The sequence below is a fragment of the Streptomyces sp. NPDC086989 genome (genome assembly GCF_044745505.1).
GTDB lineage: Bacteria > Actinomycetota > Actinomycetes > Streptomycetales > Streptomycetaceae > Streptomyces.
This window is the reverse complement of record NZ_JBIVAL010000008.1, coordinates 178673-193829: the sequence shown is the minus strand read 5'-3', so window position 1 is coordinate 193829 and position 15157 is coordinate 178673. Positions and strand designations below refer to the sequence as shown.

Annotated in this window: 11 protein-coding genes; 3 read left to right on the top strand and 8 right to left on the bottom strand. The window is 69.1% G+C overall.

What is annotated here, in order from left to right:
• Positions 1–771 precede the first annotated feature (771 nt).
• A complete protein-coding gene (locus tag ACIPK4_RS21100) occupies positions 772–2316 on the top strand; it encodes a flavin-containing monooxygenase (protein ID WP_402314743.1) in 1545 nt (514 codons plus the stop codon).
• Between the two features lie 66 nt (positions 2317–2382).
• Here ACIPK4_RS21100 and ACIPK4_RS21095 read toward each other — a convergent pair whose 3' ends face one another.
• Together ACIPK4_RS21095 and ACIPK4_RS21090 are read right to left on the bottom strand one after the other, a co-directional pair.
• The gene (locus ACIPK4_RS21095; RefSeq protein WP_402314741.1) at positions 2383–4218 is read right to left on the bottom strand and encodes a glycoside hydrolase family 15 protein; all 1836 of its coding nucleotides are present in this window, start codon (positions 4216–4218) and stop codon (positions 2383–2385) included.
• Between the two features lie 459 nt (positions 4219–4677).
• Complete coding sequence (locus tag ACIPK4_RS21090) at positions 4678–4884, bottom strand: YozE family protein (RefSeq protein WP_402314739.1); 207 nt, start codon at positions 4882–4884, stop codon at positions 4678–4680.
• A 201-nt stretch (positions 4885–5085) separates the two neighbouring features.
• Between ACIPK4_RS21090 and ACIPK4_RS21085 the strand changes: the two genes are divergently transcribed.
• Complete coding sequence (locus tag ACIPK4_RS21085) at positions 5086–5523, top strand: hypothetical protein (protein ID WP_402314737.1); 438 nt, start codon at positions 5086–5088, stop codon at positions 5521–5523.
• Here ACIPK4_RS21085 and ACIPK4_RS21080 read toward each other — a convergent pair.
• The 6 genes from ACIPK4_RS21080 to ACIPK4_RS21055 all read right to left on the bottom strand — a co-directional run bounded on the left by ACIPK4_RS21080 (position 5510) and on the right by ACIPK4_RS21055 (position 13330).
• Entirely contained in the window at positions 5510–6247 is a 738-nt protein-coding gene (locus ACIPK4_RS21080; RefSeq protein ID WP_402314736.1) for a VOC family protein, read from the bottom strand. The two genes, ACIPK4_RS21085 and ACIPK4_RS21080, sit on opposite strands and share 14 nt — an antisense overlap.
• A gap of 138 nt (positions 6248–6385) precedes the next feature.
• Positions 6386–7420: a hypothetical protein gene (locus ACIPK4_RS21075; protein ID WP_402314734.1), complete on the bottom strand. Its 1035-nt coding sequence runs from the start codon at positions 7418–7420 to the stop codon at positions 6386–6388.
• Between the two features lie 138 nt (positions 7421–7558).
• Entirely contained in the window at positions 7559–8215 is a 657-nt protein-coding gene (gene leuE, locus ACIPK4_RS21070; protein WP_402314732.1) for a leucine efflux protein LeuE, read from the bottom strand.
• 62 nt (positions 8216–8277) lie between these two features.
• Positions 8278–9843 carry a B12-binding domain-containing radical SAM protein gene (locus ACIPK4_RS21065; RefSeq protein ID WP_402314730.1) on the bottom strand — a complete coding sequence of 522 codons (1566 nt, stop codon included), beginning with the start codon at positions 9841–9843 and terminating at the stop codon, positions 8278–8280.
• 285 nt (positions 9844–10128) lie between these two features.
• Complete coding sequence (locus ACIPK4_RS21060) at positions 10129–12069, bottom strand: S41 family peptidase (RefSeq protein ID WP_402314728.1); 1941 nt, start codon at positions 12067–12069, stop codon at positions 10129–10131.
• Between the two features lie 151 nt (positions 12070–12220).
• Positions 12221–13330 (bottom strand): hypothetical protein, encoded by a 1110-nt coding sequence (locus tag ACIPK4_RS21055; RefSeq protein WP_402314726.1) that lies wholly within the window; start codon positions 13328–13330, stop codon positions 12221–12223.
• Positions 13331–13636: 306 nt separating this feature from the next.
• Here ACIPK4_RS21055 and ACIPK4_RS21050 point away from each other — a divergent pair, with 306 nt between their 5' ends.
• Entirely contained in the window at positions 13637–15145 is a 1509-nt protein-coding gene (locus tag ACIPK4_RS21050) for a DUF4246 domain-containing protein (RefSeq protein WP_402314724.1), read from the top strand.
• Positions 15146–15157: the final 12 nt, after the last annotated feature.

Sequence of the window (15157 nt, the reverse complement as noted above, 5' to 3'; positions counted from 1 at the left end):
GTGTCCGGCCCCTGAGGGTCGCTACTGACACCGGTCTCTTCCTCGTTGAACTGGACTGACTGGCAGGCCTCTTGGGGTGAGGTCCTCGAACAGCTTGCACGACCGGCGGCCGGCTGCGGTGTCCTGGATGGGGTGCTCGCGGTTGGGAAGGAGCTGATCGGCGCCTGGCTGCGGCCGGTCGGCCGGACATGACGTACGCTCCGCCCCGTGGGTCGGCGACGGTCGCGACCTGCAGAGAGGACCCGGCACCTCCGGACGTGGGCGCAGAAGGTGACCCCGGGCGGAAGCCGTTTCAACGGGGTGGCAGTTGCCGTTGACGTCGTCGGTGAGAACGTTGGTGCGGGTGAGTACGGGCAGCGCCGGGCATGGCCTTCCTTCTCCAGGGATGAGGCGTCGGGGCAAGGCCGGATCACGCTCGTCGCCGCCCACCGCCGGCGCACTGACACACGGCCCGCCGTAGCCGCCGGGGCGACCGACGCGGACGCCCGTCAGGAGTGAGGACCAGGGTGCTTGCCTCGCCGTGACCGGGGCGGGGTCATTGCCCCGTTCGAGGGACCTGGGCGTTCCATCACCACGATGCCAGACACCCGGAGATACCCAGAGTGGGACGTTTCTTCACCGCTTGCGGCGGTCGGCTGCGGAGCAACAGCGGCGAGGAGGCGGGGGGATCATGCGTCGCATGGCGTTGCTGAAGAGTTTCGGGTGGCCACAGTCGACGAGCATGCGCGATGCCCCGTGGCAGGGTGGGGTGGCCGTGGCCGGAGGGGTGCGGTGATTCCCGTACGGGGCGGCCGGGACGTGCGCGTGGCGGTGATCGGGGCGGGGTTCTCGGGGCTCGGCGCAGCCATCCGGCTGCGTGAAGCCGGATTTCGCGATGTGCTGGTGCTGGAAAAGGCGCAGCAGTTGGGCGGTACGTGGCGGGAGAACACCTATCCGGGCTGTGCGTGCGACGTGCCCTCCACGCTCTACAGCTATTCCTTCACGCCGGATGCGGCCTGGAGCCGCGTGTTCGCCGGGCAGGAGGAGATCCGCGCCTATCTCGCCACCACGGCCGAGCGGTACGGCCTCGCAGAGGTGCTGCGCTGCGGCGTGGTCGTGCACGGAGCCCGGTGGGATCCGATGGCCGGGCGCTGGCGGCTGGCCACCAGCGACGGTTCCTACAGCGCGGCGGTCCTGGTCATGGCCACCGGCCCGTGGCACGTCCCGCGTCCGTTGGACGTGCCGGGGCTCGACGGATTCACCGGCCCCGTACTCCACACCGGCCGCTGGGACGACAGCGTCGATCTGACCGGGAAGCGGGTGAGCGTGGTCGGCAGCGGCGCCTCGGCCGTGCAGGTCGTCCCCGCCGTCACCGAACGGGCGGCGGCAGTGAACCTCTTCCAGCGCACGCCCCAGTGGGTGCTGCCGAAACCCGACCTGGCCCTGTCCCCCGCGTTCCACCAGGTGGTGGGCCGGCTGCCCGGCGCCCGCCGCGGCCTGCGCGCGGCCCAGTACGCCCTGCAGGAAAGCTTCGGCTATGCCTTCCGCCACCCCAGGATCGCCCGCCTCCTCGAAGCGGGTGCCCGGGCGCACCTCCGGCTCTCCGTTCCGGATCCGCAGCTGCGCCAAGCCCTGACGCCCGACTACCGGCTGGGGTGCAAGCGTCTGCTCACCTCCAGCACCTACTACCCCGCCCTGAGCCAGCCGCACGTGCGACTGCACCCCACCGCGGTGAGCGCCGTGCGGGGCAACGAGATCGTCGGCGCCGACGGCACGGTCACCGAGACCGACGTCCTCATCACCGCCACCGGTTTCCGTGTCGGTGAACTCCCCCTGGCCAGGACGCTGTACGGCTCGGGCGGCCGGAGTCTGCACGATGCCTGGGGCGGCGAGCCGCAGGCCTACCTCGGCACGACGGTCAGCGGGTTCCCCAACCTGTTCCTGCTGCTGGGGCCCAACCTGCTCGGCGGATCCACCTCCGCCATCACCGTGCTGGAAGCCCAGCTCTCCTACCTCACCGCCGCCCTGACCCATCTCGACCACAGCGGCAGCCGGGCCCTGGAGGTCCGGCCCGGGGTCCAGGACGCCCACAACAGCTCCGTACAGACGGCACTGGCGACCACGGTCTACAACACCGGCGGCTGCACCAGCTACTACCTCACCTCCAGTGGCCGCAACACCTTCGCCTGGCCCTGGTCCACACCTCGCCTCACACGCCGCCTCAACCGCTTCGATCCGGCCGCCTACGTCTGGCAGCCCGCACTCGCCCCGCTGCCCGCCCCACGGACAGCGCAGGACGACGGCGTGCCGGCTCCCGCCCACGGGCAGCAGAGCTGACAGCCCTCGACTGGAGGAAGGCCGGTACGACACCTCGGGCACCTGCGGGCCGGTGGTGGTGCTGGGTCAGCCCAGCGCGCGGTCGAGGTTGAAGGCGGCGCTGATCAGTGAGAGGTGGGTGAAGGCCTGGGGGAAGTTGCCCAGTTGTTCTCCGGTCGGGCCGATCTCCTCCGCGAACAGCCCGAGGTGGTTGGCGTAGGTGAGCATCTTCTCGAAGGCGAGCCTGGCGTCCTCCAGCCGGCCGGCCCGGGCCAGCGCTTCCACGTACCAGAAGGAGCAGATGGAGAAGGTGCCCTCGGGGCCGTGCAGACCGTCCGGGCTGACGGTCGGATCGTAGCGGTACACCAGCGAGTCGGAGACCAGGTCCGCGGTGAGCGCGTCCAGGGTGGAGAGCCACTTGGGGTCGGTGGGCGAGACGAACTTGCCCATCGGCATCATCAGCAGCGAGGCGTCCAGCACGTGGCCGTCGAGCCCTTGGACGAACGCTCCTCGCTCGGCCGACCAGCCGCGCTGCATGATCTGCCGGTAGATCGCGTCCCGGGACTCCCGCCAGCGGGTCAGGTCCGCCGGCAGACCGCGGCGGTTCGCCATGCGCATCGCGCGCTCCAGCGCCACCCAGCACATCAGCCGCGAGTACACGAAGTTCCGCCGGCCCGCCCTGGTCTCCCACACGCCCTCGTCGGGCTGGTCCCAGTGCTCGCACAGCCAGTCCACCACGGCACCGACCTCGTCCCAGCGGTCACTGCTGATCGGCTGCCCCCACTTGTCGTAGAGGTAGATCGAGTCGATCAGCGCACCGTAGATGTCCAGCTGGAGCTGGCCGGTGGCGGCGTTTCCCACCCGGACCGGCGCGGAGCCGAGGTATCCCTCCAGATGCGGAAGCTCGTATTCGGGCAGGTCGGTGCGTCCGTCGATCCCGTACATGATCTGCAACGGGCCGGTCTCGCCCGTCCCCCGCAGGATGCCCCGCTCGGAGATGAACCCCATGAACGCCTCGGCCTCCGAGGTGAACCCCAGGCGCAGCATCGCGTAGACGCAGAAGGCGGCGTCGCGGACCCACACGTAGCGGTAGTCCCAGTTGCGCCCGCCTCCGATCTGCTCGGGCAGGCTGGTGGTCGGAGCGGCGACGATCGCACCGGTCGGTGCGTAGGTGAGCAGCTTCAGCAGCAGCGCGGAGCGGTTGACCATCTCCCGCCAGCGCCCGTGGTAGCGCGAGCCGGCCAGCCAGTGGCGCCAGAACCGGACGGTCGCCTCGGCCTGCTCCTGCGCCTCTTCGCGCGGGCACGACCGGGGCGGGACGTCGTCGCCGACCTGGTCGAGGGCGAACACATGAGTCTCTCCCTCGTGCAGCTTGAAGCGCGACCACACGTCCAGGCCGTCGCTCTCCAGGGGCGCGGTGGCGGTCAGCGCGAGCGTCAGCGACGGGGAGCGGAACACCGCCGTGTGGCCTTCGAGGTGCGCGGTGTGCGCTTCGGCGCCGTAGCCGAAGCGGGGGGCGATCCGCGCCCCGAACGGAAGGGTTCCGCGGACGCAGACCACCCGCCGGATCAGCCGGTGCCGGCCCACCTCGCGGGACTCGTCGGCCACGGGCATGAAGTCCTGGATCTCCGCCACCCCGTCCGCGGCGAAGAACCGCGTGATCAGCACGTTCGTGTCGGGGAAGTAGAACTGTCTGGTGCGGGTGGGGACCTCGGCGGCCAACTCGAACGACCCGCCGCGGTCGGCGTCGAGGATGGACCCGAAGACGCTGGGCGCATCGAAGCGCGGGCAGCAGTACCAGTCGATGGTGCCGTTCGCGCCGACCAGGGCGGTCGTGCGGAGATCACCGATCAGGCCGTGCTCGGAGATCGGGGTGTAACGGCCGCCTTCCGCCTGCCCGAAACCAGTCGTGTCGAACGCCATGACGGCCTCCCTGCCGCTGCGGCCCGGGACTGGAGACGTACCCGGCGCGGAGCGGGCCTGGACGGGCTCCTGCTCCGGAGAACACGGGGGTTTCGACGCCGGGTGCCCCGGTGCGCGTCCGGACCGGGCCGGGAGCCCGCCCGGACGGCTGGGCACCAGTGGTCCAGACCTGACCGCTCTCCCCGCATCACCGCGGATACCGGGAGATGGCCCCAGCGTACGCCTCCGTCGTGCACTCCGCGCTGTCCCCGCCGAACCGCTCACGGCCGGTACGGTCACGATCCGTGCGCCGCGCAGGCGGGCGGGGCGCGCAGGTGAGCGGGGCTGGGAGGGCACGCAGGCGGGCAGGCGGGCAGGCGGGCAGGCGGGCAGCTGATCCCGGCCGGCCGACGGATTCGCGCCGGTCGTCGGCTCCTGGTGTTCCGCCGCGGTCACCTCTGCTGCGTGAAGCACCGTCACTCAGCGGGAGGCGTAGCGGACCCAGGCGTCCGTCAGGTCCTGCAGAACGGCCCGTGTGGCATCGGCGTCCTCCAGGTGATCCGTGAAGGTCCCCAGCCGGTCGGGGCCCTCGGGCCAGTGCGGATCCGCGGAGGCCCACCTGGCGAGCTCCCCGAGCGCGTTTTCATCCGTCACGTGGCGCAACAGCCACGCAGTGAACCCATCCATCGGCCACCCCAATGTCCGAAGTCGTCAGAACCGGCCGAAGCAGCCGGGCAGCGACGAGGTCCGCGTTCATCCCTCACCTGGAGTGGCCGAGCGCCGGACGCCGGGGCGCACGATACGCGATCATCACGGCCACCGGAACGGGCACAGCCGGTTCCGGCCTGCCGGCCACGGCAGGCCGGTGGCGGCCCCTGCTCGACGGTCTTGACGAGGCTGGCCGACCCCGGCCACTGCCGCGCCCACCGGTGTGGTGCGCCCTCTTCCTGGCCGGCCGTCCCCGCAGCCCACGCACTGGCCCGCGGGAACTACGTCGACGTGGCCGACCTGCGCGGACAGCAGTGGATCGCAGGTTTACCGTCGGGCACGGACCGGCTCATGCGGGTGTGGCCGGGCCTGGACGAGCGGCCGGAGATCGTTCACACGGCCCGTGACCGGCTGACGACGCTGCACCCCGTGACCGCCGACTGTGGGCTCACGACGGCGCCCGCCGGGCTTGGTCTCCGGCTGGCGGCCGGAGGGCGGGAGCTGGCCGGGATACGGACCGTGGCGCGGGTCGGGATCGCCTCTCCGGAGGGGTGGGAGAGGCTCGCCGCGAAGTTCGGGCGGACCCGCCGGAAGGCCGCAGGGTTCAGCGAGGGGTGAGGAGGCAGAACTCGTTGCCTTCCGGGTCGACCAGAACCGTCCAGGGGATGGCGGACTGGTCGATCCCGGGGTCGGTCGCTCCCAGGGCGCGCAGTCGGGCCGCCTCTGCTGCCAGGTCGTCACCCGGGTAGGGGCGGACGTCGAGGTGCACGCGGTTCCACCCGCTCTTCGTGTCGGGGGTGCGGATGAATTCCAGGTAGGGACCGACGCCTTGAGCCGAACGCATCGTCGCCAGGTCGTCCGTGACCTGGTGCAGGGTCCAGTCCATCGCCTCGCCCCAGAACCGGGCCATCTCCCGTGGGTCGGTGCAGTCGACGACCACCGCAGCGACCGGCCCGGTGTCCCGGTAGACCGGGCGGGGCTCCAGGACGCAGAACTCGTTGCCCTCGGGGTCTGCCATGACCGTCCAGGGGACGTTGCCCTGACCCACGTCGGCGAGCGTCGCGCCGATACCTTGAAGGCGGGCGGTCAACTCCGCCTGATGGGCGGTCGAGGTGGTGGCCAGATCGAGGTGCACCCGGTTCTTGACCGTTTTGGGTTCCGGGCCGGCGACGACGTCGATGCAGACGGCCACGGGGTCGGGGTACGAGAACCCCACGGGTTCGAGGTTGGTCACGCCGGGCCCCTCGCTGTCGACACCCCAGCCCAGTGCGTCCGCCCAGAACCGGCCGAGCGCCGAGTCGTCGTGGGCCTTCATGGTGATCTGCACAAGTCGTGTTGCCATGCCGCAGATCCTATGGAGAAACACCCGGCCGGGGCCGCCGCTGTGCGCGGGCATGACAGCTACCCGATCCTTTCGGAACACCGGCGTTTCATCCGACACGGCGACCGGCACGCTTCGCCGCAGCCGGCGGCCCGGACGTCAGGATGCCGGCTGGTGGAGCCACGGTGCGCTCGTCGCCCAGAACATCACGTCCGCGCCCAGACGGCGGCCGCCGAAGTCGACGAACTCCTCCTTGGTGTACGGCTTGCCGGTCGAGGGGTTGGTGTACTCGAAGTCGGGTTCCTGCACCGCCATCGCCACCATGGGCAGCAGCCCCCGGTACCGTTCGAAGAACGGGTAGGAGTTTTCCATCTGCGCCTGGCGGCTCGGCAGCACGTCCGGTCCGCCCAGACCCACTCCGTGGGCCTTGGCGAATTCGAAGGTCCTCGCCATGTAGCCGTGGTCGTTGTTCCATTCACCGGGCCAGAAGTTCACGTACTGGATGAACTTGGTCCGCTTGAAGACCTTGGCGCCGAAGGCCATGTTGTCGAGCTCGGCCTGGAAGTACGACTCGTCGGTGTAGCCGCTGCGGTCCTTGGCCGGATCCACCTGGGTGGCCGTCTCCGGAAGGTTCACTCCTGCCAGACGCCCGTCGAAGCGGTCGGCGAGTGCCTTGAGGAGGCTCTGGAAGCGCCGGCGTACCTCGGGGTTCCACTGGGCTGCAACGGCTCCGGGTTCGCCGGGCCCCAGTCCGCTCTCGTTCGTGGTCGGCGCGGCGCCGCCTGCGTACTCCGGGTCCGTGAGCAGGTAGTTCGGGAGCCGGGTGGGAGCGCTGAAGAAGCGGTCCTGTACCTGGACGAACAGCTTCTTGTGGCGGCACTGTAGGTAGGCGAGGGCCTCTTCGATCGCGGAGAAGTCGTACTGGTCCTTCTGCGGTTCCAGGGCCTTCCAGGGTACGACCACCTGCACACCTGCGATGTCGGGCCGGTCGATCAAGGGTTTGACTTCGGTGTCGAAGTCCCCGATCGAGGAGTAGAGGTACTGGGCCGGAGGCCTGGCCGCGGTCCGGGTCGGGGTCCGGGCCGTGTGCCCGGAGCCGGCGGGAGCCGCCGCGGCCGTCGGCGCGAGGCCGGAGTGCGTGAGGGTCGCGGCGAGGAGAACGCCGAGCACGGCGGAGAGTCGTCGGGTCGTCATGAGTGGCGAGGGTAGGAAGCGATCTTAAGAAGTTCGTAAGACCGCCGACGTCGACACCGGAAAGCCGACCTGTCCGCGGATCCGCGGACTCGCCGCGGACAGGTCGGGCACGCGTGTGCTGTTGCCGCCGCGCTCAGCTCAGTTGCTCGTCGTGGCCAGCTTCGCGGCGAAGCCGAGGAACACCGCCCCTGCCGCCGTCGTGAGGCCCGCCGACAGCTTCCGGCGGCGGCGGAACTGCGAGGCGAGGTACGTGCCGCTGAAGATCAACACGCTGACGTACGCGATGCTGATGACCTGGTAGACGACGGCGAGCAGCGCGAAGGACAGCCCCGGGTAGGGGTACTGCGGATCAACGAACTGAACGAAGAACGAGATGAAGAACAAGATCGCCTTCGGGTTGAGGAGCGTGATCACCAGAGATCGCCGGAAGAGCTTGTCGCCAGGCGACGGATCGGGCGCCGGTCCGGGCTCCTCCACGGTCTGCCCGTTGCGGCGTCGCCACATCGCCCACGCCGCCCGGATCATGCCCACCGCGATCCAGGTCAGGTAGCCGGCTCCGGCATACTTCACGACGGCGAACACCAGCTCGTTGGCCTGCAGCAACGAAGCGAGCCCGGCAGCCGTCGCGACCATCAGCAGGGTCTCGCCCAGGAACACCCCCACCGCGGAGCGATAGCCGGCCCTGACCCCGAGCCGCGCGGCGACCGACAGCGTGAACAAGGAACTCGGCCCGGGCAGCAGAATGATCAGCAGCGCCCCTAGGGCATAAGTCAGCGGATTCTGCACTCCCAGCATTCCCGCACCCTTTCTCCTCGCCTGCCGGAGTCCGGCTGGCGACCGCGCTCCGAACGGCGCGGCTATCCGACATTGTTTCCCGTGCGCACGTTGTGCGCGCTCACCATCTCGTCCACCTCACCGATGCGTTCGAGGGCGTACCTCTCGGTGATGTGAGTGAACTTGTCCGCCCAGAAAGCGCCCAGTTCGTCGATGTCGAGCAAATCCTGATCGCCGAACCTGGCGAACATCTCCTCCCTGTCCTGCCGCGTCACGGTGATTCCCAGGGCGGCCAGGTAGCTGTCGATCTCTTCGCTGCTCTTGAAGAAGTTCGGCCGCTCGTAGTCGACCAGCAAATCCCATGCGGGACTGTTGGGCAACGGAATAAACCGCGAGAACTCCACCGAGGAGAGCTCCACCTCCCCCAGCATCTGCCGGATCCCGGCGATGGTGCGGTCCAGCGTCTCCGGCCGCTCGCCCGGCGCCCCGGCGATGTATGAGGCGTGGACCGATATACCCGCCCTGTTCAGCATGCGGATGGCTTCGAGATTGGTCTCGCCGGTCGTCTTGTTCTTCCGTTGCGCCTCGAGCATTTCGGGGTCGGCGGCGTCCAGCCCGATATTGGCACGTGTGACGCCCAGTCGCCGGAGCTTGTCCACGTTGTTGCGCTTGGTCAGCCCGAGTGCGCGCGCGTAGACCATGACCTGCAGCTCGCCGTCGTCGATGCGGCGCTTCAGGTGCGGCGGTGTGGAGTCGATGAGGGCGTCCACGTAGCGGGGGCTGGCGGTGAAGCTGTCGTAGACCTCGAAGAAGAGGTTGATGCCGTGCTCGCGGTTGTACTGGTCGATCGTCTTCCAGAAACCTCGGGGATCACCGGTATTGACGGTCAGGTCCGCGATGGAGCAGTAGGTGCACCGCTTGTGACCGTTCTCGCAGCCACGTGCGTTGTTCACCGTGACCGGCCGCACGTCATGGCCGTGGAGGTGACCGAACTGCTTGCGGTAGTTGTCGGCATAGACGTCGAGCACGTCGTCTATGAAGGTCAGATCAGGAATCGTGTTGCGCAGCGAGAGCGCATACTTGGGCGCAGGGTTGACATGGACCACACCGTGGTGCCGGTAGGCGAGCGATGAGACCTCGGATAATAAGCGCTTTCCGTCGAGGAGCGTACGGATCAGCTCCACGAACGGAATTTCGCCGCCGTCGTTGGCTATGACGTAGTCGATCTGCGGTCGGTTGCGAAGAATCATGTCGGGAAAGAAGATCGCGTGGTCGTCGCCGAGAACCACCTCGGCTCCGGACGCCTTGGCCGTTTCGGCGATCTTCAGAGCTTCCGAGTAGGTGGGCGTGAGCGCGCTGATTCCGACGACATCGGGCGCGAAATCCCGCACGGCCTGCTGGACGGTCTCGGTGTTGCTGATGCCGCCGTCGACGACCCGGATATCGACGCGGTCGCCCAGCGCTTCTTGCGTCGCCGTGGCGAGCTGGACGATCCCTATGTGCGGGTAACAAGCGTAGTTCGACGCGTTCCTGTTGTCGGTCGGGTTGGGGGCGTTCGCGAGCAGTAGCTTCAGCGTCATTCCATCACCTTGTGCGGGGGGATCGAAGCGGACGGCTGGCGGCAGCACGTCCGCACGGATCATGAACATTTGCACACGGGATATGCTTGTACGAGACACCTATCGGCCAGCATGGCACTTGAAACCGGACATCCTGGTTCCGCCGCCCTGTCCCGCAGCAGTGTGGGCCCCGGCCGGCCGGGGAGCACGGCGGGCGAGGTCGCGGTGCCCGGGCCGGCCAACGGGCGGACGACCGTACCTACCGGCGGCCTCCGGGAGTCCGGAGCGGGACCGGTTCGATGTGCCGCGGCTCCTGGGGAGGACACGGCCACCGGCGGCGGCGCGGGCTGCGCCGCCGCGGGCCGGTCCGGACCGTCAGTTGAGATGTGCGGTGTTGCTGGCGACGAGTTGTCCGCCGGCGAAACCCTCCACGCGCGCCGAGTGGGCGGCGGCCGCATCGGGGACCGTGACGTCGGCCTGGCCGTCGGACAGGTCGACGGAGGCGCGCGGGCGCTGGTCGACGTATACGTCCAGCCGGTCGATGTTGGTGGCCTTGACCTTGAGTCGCAGCGCACCGCCGTCGGCGGCGGTGGCGTCCGTGATGCTCACGGCGTGCGGCGTGAGGCCCTTGAGGATCTCCCCCGCGCGCTCGAACAGATCGGCGTTGCCTTCCATCAGGTCCCGGCGGGTCATCCGGTAGGGGATGTCCGGGGTGATGCCGAGGTCCTCCACCGGCGTGCCGGAGTTCGCGCCGACCCGCAGGCTGCGGCGGATCGCCACCCGCATTCCGGCGCCCTTCGGCAGGGGCCGGTACGGCGTCTCGGGGTCGCCCGTGAGGAGGTCGACGAGGTGTCTGTGCTCCCAGACGTTGGCGCCGCCGGCACCGGTGTTCTCATCGGTGCCGAGCACGGGGCCGATCCGGTGGTCCTGGAAGCCGGCGGCGAAGATGTCGGTGGCGGAGTAGCAGCGTGCGCTGGTGATGAGGACGACCGGGCCGTCGTACTGCTGGCCGATCGCGTTGGCGCTGTCCTCGGGTGTGAGGGCCACGGCGCTGGAGTAGGTGGCCCCGATCTCCAGGGCCTGCTCCATGGAGGGAAGCCAGGCGCCCAGTTCCTCCTGGTTCCGCTGGCAGATCCGCAGGTTCATCGGCGTGTTGATGAACTGCGTCGGCTCGGGGGTGATGGTGCGGGGGGTGAGGGTCTGCAGCGCGAGTTCGGAGTTCCAGATGACACCGCCGCCGTTGTCCCGGACGTCCAGGATCAGACCACGGTCCGGCATCTGGCGGAGCAGTGCCACGAACTCGTTGATGAAGCCTTCCACGTCGGGTTCGTTGAAGGTGAAGATCCGGATGTAGCCGAAGGTGCCGGCGGCCGTCTGCACCTCCTGCGCCCGGAACACCTTGGGCATCGACGAGGAGATCTCGCCGGCCCGCACCGCGGGGGCGGCCTCACCCGCTTCGAGGGCCTTCTGCCGGGCCACGACCCTGGGCGCGAACAGCATCACCTTGGCACGGTTGGCCTCGTCCATGTCGAGGTCCAGGCCCACGGCCAACGCGGATCCCGTCGGCGGCGCTGCGTGGACGAACGTCGGGAGGATGTTGTTGTCCACGATCCGCCAGCTCTCACGCAGCTCGTGCGCGGTGCCGTCGGCGTCGATGTAACTGACGGTCACCCACTCCTCGAAGGGGGGAAGGTGCATGACGAGCGGCCGCAGGGTCAGTGACTGGATGCCGCGGCTGCGGCGGGCTGCCGCGTTGCTGCCGGCGAAACGGGCGGCGTTGAGGTCGACGGCCTTGGAGATGGGGACCCCGCTCCAGTGGGTGATCTCGACGCCGGGCGCGAAGCCCGGGGCGGAGAATCCCTGGGCCACGTGGGTGACCGTGAAGTGCTCCCCCTGCGCGTCCTCGTACCGCTCGACGAGGAACGGCAGGAAGGCGATCTTGCCCGCGTAGGGGGCGGGGAGCAGATAGTTGGTATGGAGGTCCCGCACGGAGTGGAAGATCTCCGACAGCTCGGCGTGGAACAGCCATTCCCGGGGCTTGGTCTCCTCGGTCTGCCGCTCCAGCCGGCGCCGCAGCACGCGTAGGCGCTGTACCGGGTTGACGGCGTACATGGCGGACTTGAGCGGCAGGTGGACGTAGTTCTGGTCGAGCATGAGCAGGGCCTGGTCGACGATGAGGCGGCGCTCGGCGAGCGTCAGCGTGCCGGCGCCCTCGAGGAAGGCGGGCAGGTCGGTGGCCGCTGTCAGGTGCTCCCGTACGGGTTCGGCGGCGTGGGGGACGAAGTCCGGGGTGGAGCGATCGGCGGGGTGAGCCATAGTGTGCCTCTCGGGCAGGACGGGGTCGTTCGGAGCCTTCACTCTCAGTCATCGGAGTCCGTCCTCGGACGAATGAGCCGGAGATCCCCATTTCGCCTGAAAGGAGCCGCCCGTTCCGCGTTCGCCCACTCACACGACAGCCCCCTGCCGATCACCGTAGGGACGGCCGTCCCGTCCGGCCGGGCGCGAGGTGGAGGGGGCGGTGGCGCGTGGGGGCCGTGTGGAGGGGGCGCTGGGGCTGACCTGCGGGTGCCGGGTGGACCCATCGGCCCGGAACGGCCTGGACACGGCCGACGGCGCCGGCCAACAGCTCGGTGAACCAGATGTTCCGGTCGGGGCCGGCCGTGATGTTGAAGGGCACTTTGTCCGCGCCTGCCGGGACCTCGTACTCCGTCATGGCACCGCTCCCGCTGATCCGGCCGATGCGGCCGGACTGCACGGCGTACCACATGTGTCCGTCCGGACCGCGGGTGATGTCGTAGACCTGGTTGTCGGCGACGGGTACCGGGAAGAGCTTGATCTCGCCCCGTGAGGTGATCCGCCCGATGGCGTTCAGCCCGCTCGCCGTGAACCACATCCCGCCGGGTCCGGCCGCGATGCCGGACGGGAACGCGGAGTCGCTGGACAGCGGGAACTCGGTCACCTGGCCGGACCGGGTGATCCGGCCGATCTTGCCGGCGTACAACTCGGTGAACCACAGGGAACCGTCCGCCGCGGGGGCGATGTAGTACGGGATGCTGTCCGGCGTGGGGAGTGGGTACTCGGCGACCCGGCCGTCGACCGTCATCCGTCCGATCGTGTTCGTTCCCGGCTCGGTGAACCACAGGGCGCGGTCGGCACCGACCGCGATACCCGTGGGGAAGCGGCCCGTGCCGGGCAGCGGGAACTCGGTGACCCGGCCGCTCGTCGTGATCCGGCCGATCTTGTCGGCGGCCCCCTCCGTGAACCACAGGGCACGGTCGGGGCCCTGAGTGATGCCCTGGGGGAGGCTGTCGGCGGTCGGCAGCGGGTATTCGGTGACCGTGCCGCCGGTCGTGATGCGCCCGATCCGGTTGGCTCCGGACTCGGCGAACCACAGGGCCCGGTCCGGGCCCGCGGTGATGCCGGCGGGGTAGCTGTCGGGGGTCGTGATCGGATACTCCGTCACGCTTCCCACGTCGGCCCGGGCCGGGGCGGTGGTGGCGGCGACGGCGAGCAGCGCGCCGAGGGACGCGGTGAGGAACCCGCGCAGGCGTCGTCGGATCAGCGGCGATGACGGCATGGACCGGAGGCCTCTCGGTGAGGGGCGGCAGGGGCAGCAGGGGGCAGCAGGGGGCAGCACATGACGGGATATCAGCTTCCGATCCTTGTCCGCCCCACCGCACGCGCGGGTCGGCCGCAAACCGCCCGGCTGCCGTACCGCGGCGTACGCCCGGGCCGCCGCCACGAAACGGTCATGATCCGGTCTCAGTCCCCGCCTGCCCAGGGCCATCGCCGCCAAGGAGTGGTTGCCGGGGACACGGCTGCGGTGTCAGTCCGCTGAAGTATCCTTCCCGCCACCGCACACCGACTCGGAGGACCAACAGAGTTGTCTGGCCTGTCTGCTTTCCCGCTGCCCTTTCACGCATCCCGTTCCATAGCGTTCGCGACACCCCGGACGCTGCGGGAACTTCAGATGATGCAGTGCAGCGCGCACATTCGGGCGAAGCCCGGGTGGTTCGACAAGATGAACGATGCCGACGTCGTCGCCAGGTGGACGCGGGAAGCGGTCGCCCAGGGCCTCACCGAGGCGCAGGTTCGTTACGTGCTCGCCGAACTCGCTCATTACGCCGCGCTGCGGGACGAACGAACCGGCGTCGAGGTGTCCGCCGTCGACGGGGTGTGGCAGTCGGACACACTGGTCGACGACGAGCTCAGCTCCCGGCTGCGCAAGGCGGTCCAGGTTCTGGAGCAGGTCCCCGAAGCAGAACGTGACTGGCACCCCGGTTCCGACGGCCAGGTACTGGATCTGGTTCATCCCTCACTGTTCTGCCTGGTGAGAGGGGTGAGCGGCGCGTCCGAGCGGGCCTGGCAGAATCCGACGGACCGCTATTCGAAGTACGAGTTCTCGGAGAAGTTCCAGTGGCTGCCCACGGACGTCGACGTCAGTGACGACGGCGATGTCGCCTTCCGCTCGTACGTCAACAACGTCCACCCCGACACGCACCGCGAACTCGCGGCCGTACTGCCGGATCTGTTCGCGCGGATGCGCCCGCTACTGGAGAACGTGCTCACCGATCTGCGTCATCCGCGGCCGCTGCGCATCGAGGCGGATCCCTACGGGTGGTACGACTCGGAGCCAGAGTATCCGGACGAGTCCTCGTACGCTGATGCCGAGGCCTATGCAGAGGCCCTTCGTGTGTGGGAACAGGCCCAGGACGACTGGTGGGAGAACCGTCGCCCGGTCGTCCCCGACGCCCCGGCGTTCACCCCGCCCGAGATGCCCGATGCATCCGCCCGGGTCGACCTGCGCGGGCGTCGTCTCCAGGTCATCGTCAAGCTCGCCGGCATTCACCTCACCCCGGACAAGCCCGAGTACCCCGGCGGTTCCTGGCACGTCGAGGGGATGATGAACGAGCGGATCGTCTCGACCGGCCTGTACTACTGGGACAGCGAGAACATCACCGAAAGCCGGCTGGGTTTCCGGGCGGCACTCGACGACCCGGACTACGAACAGAACGACAACAACGGCGTGCGCGAGGTCTACGGCCTGGAGGACGAGGACGCTCTGAACCAGATGCTGGGGTCGGCATCGACCCCGGCGGGCCGCTGCCTGGCGTTTCCGAACATCCTGCAACACCGCGTCGACTCGTTCCGCCTCGCGGACACCACCCGCCCGGGACATCGCAAAATTCTCGCGTTCTTCCTGGTCGACCCGTCGGAACGGATCGTCTCGACCTCCGATGTGCCACCGCAGCAGCCGTGGTCCGACACCTCGACCATGACGCTCGAGCAGGCGAAGGAATACCGCGAACAGCTCATGCAGGAACGCAAGTTCTTCGTCGACGAACACAACGAACAGCTCTACGAGCGAGAATTCTCCCTCTGCGAGCACTGAGACCTCGGCCTC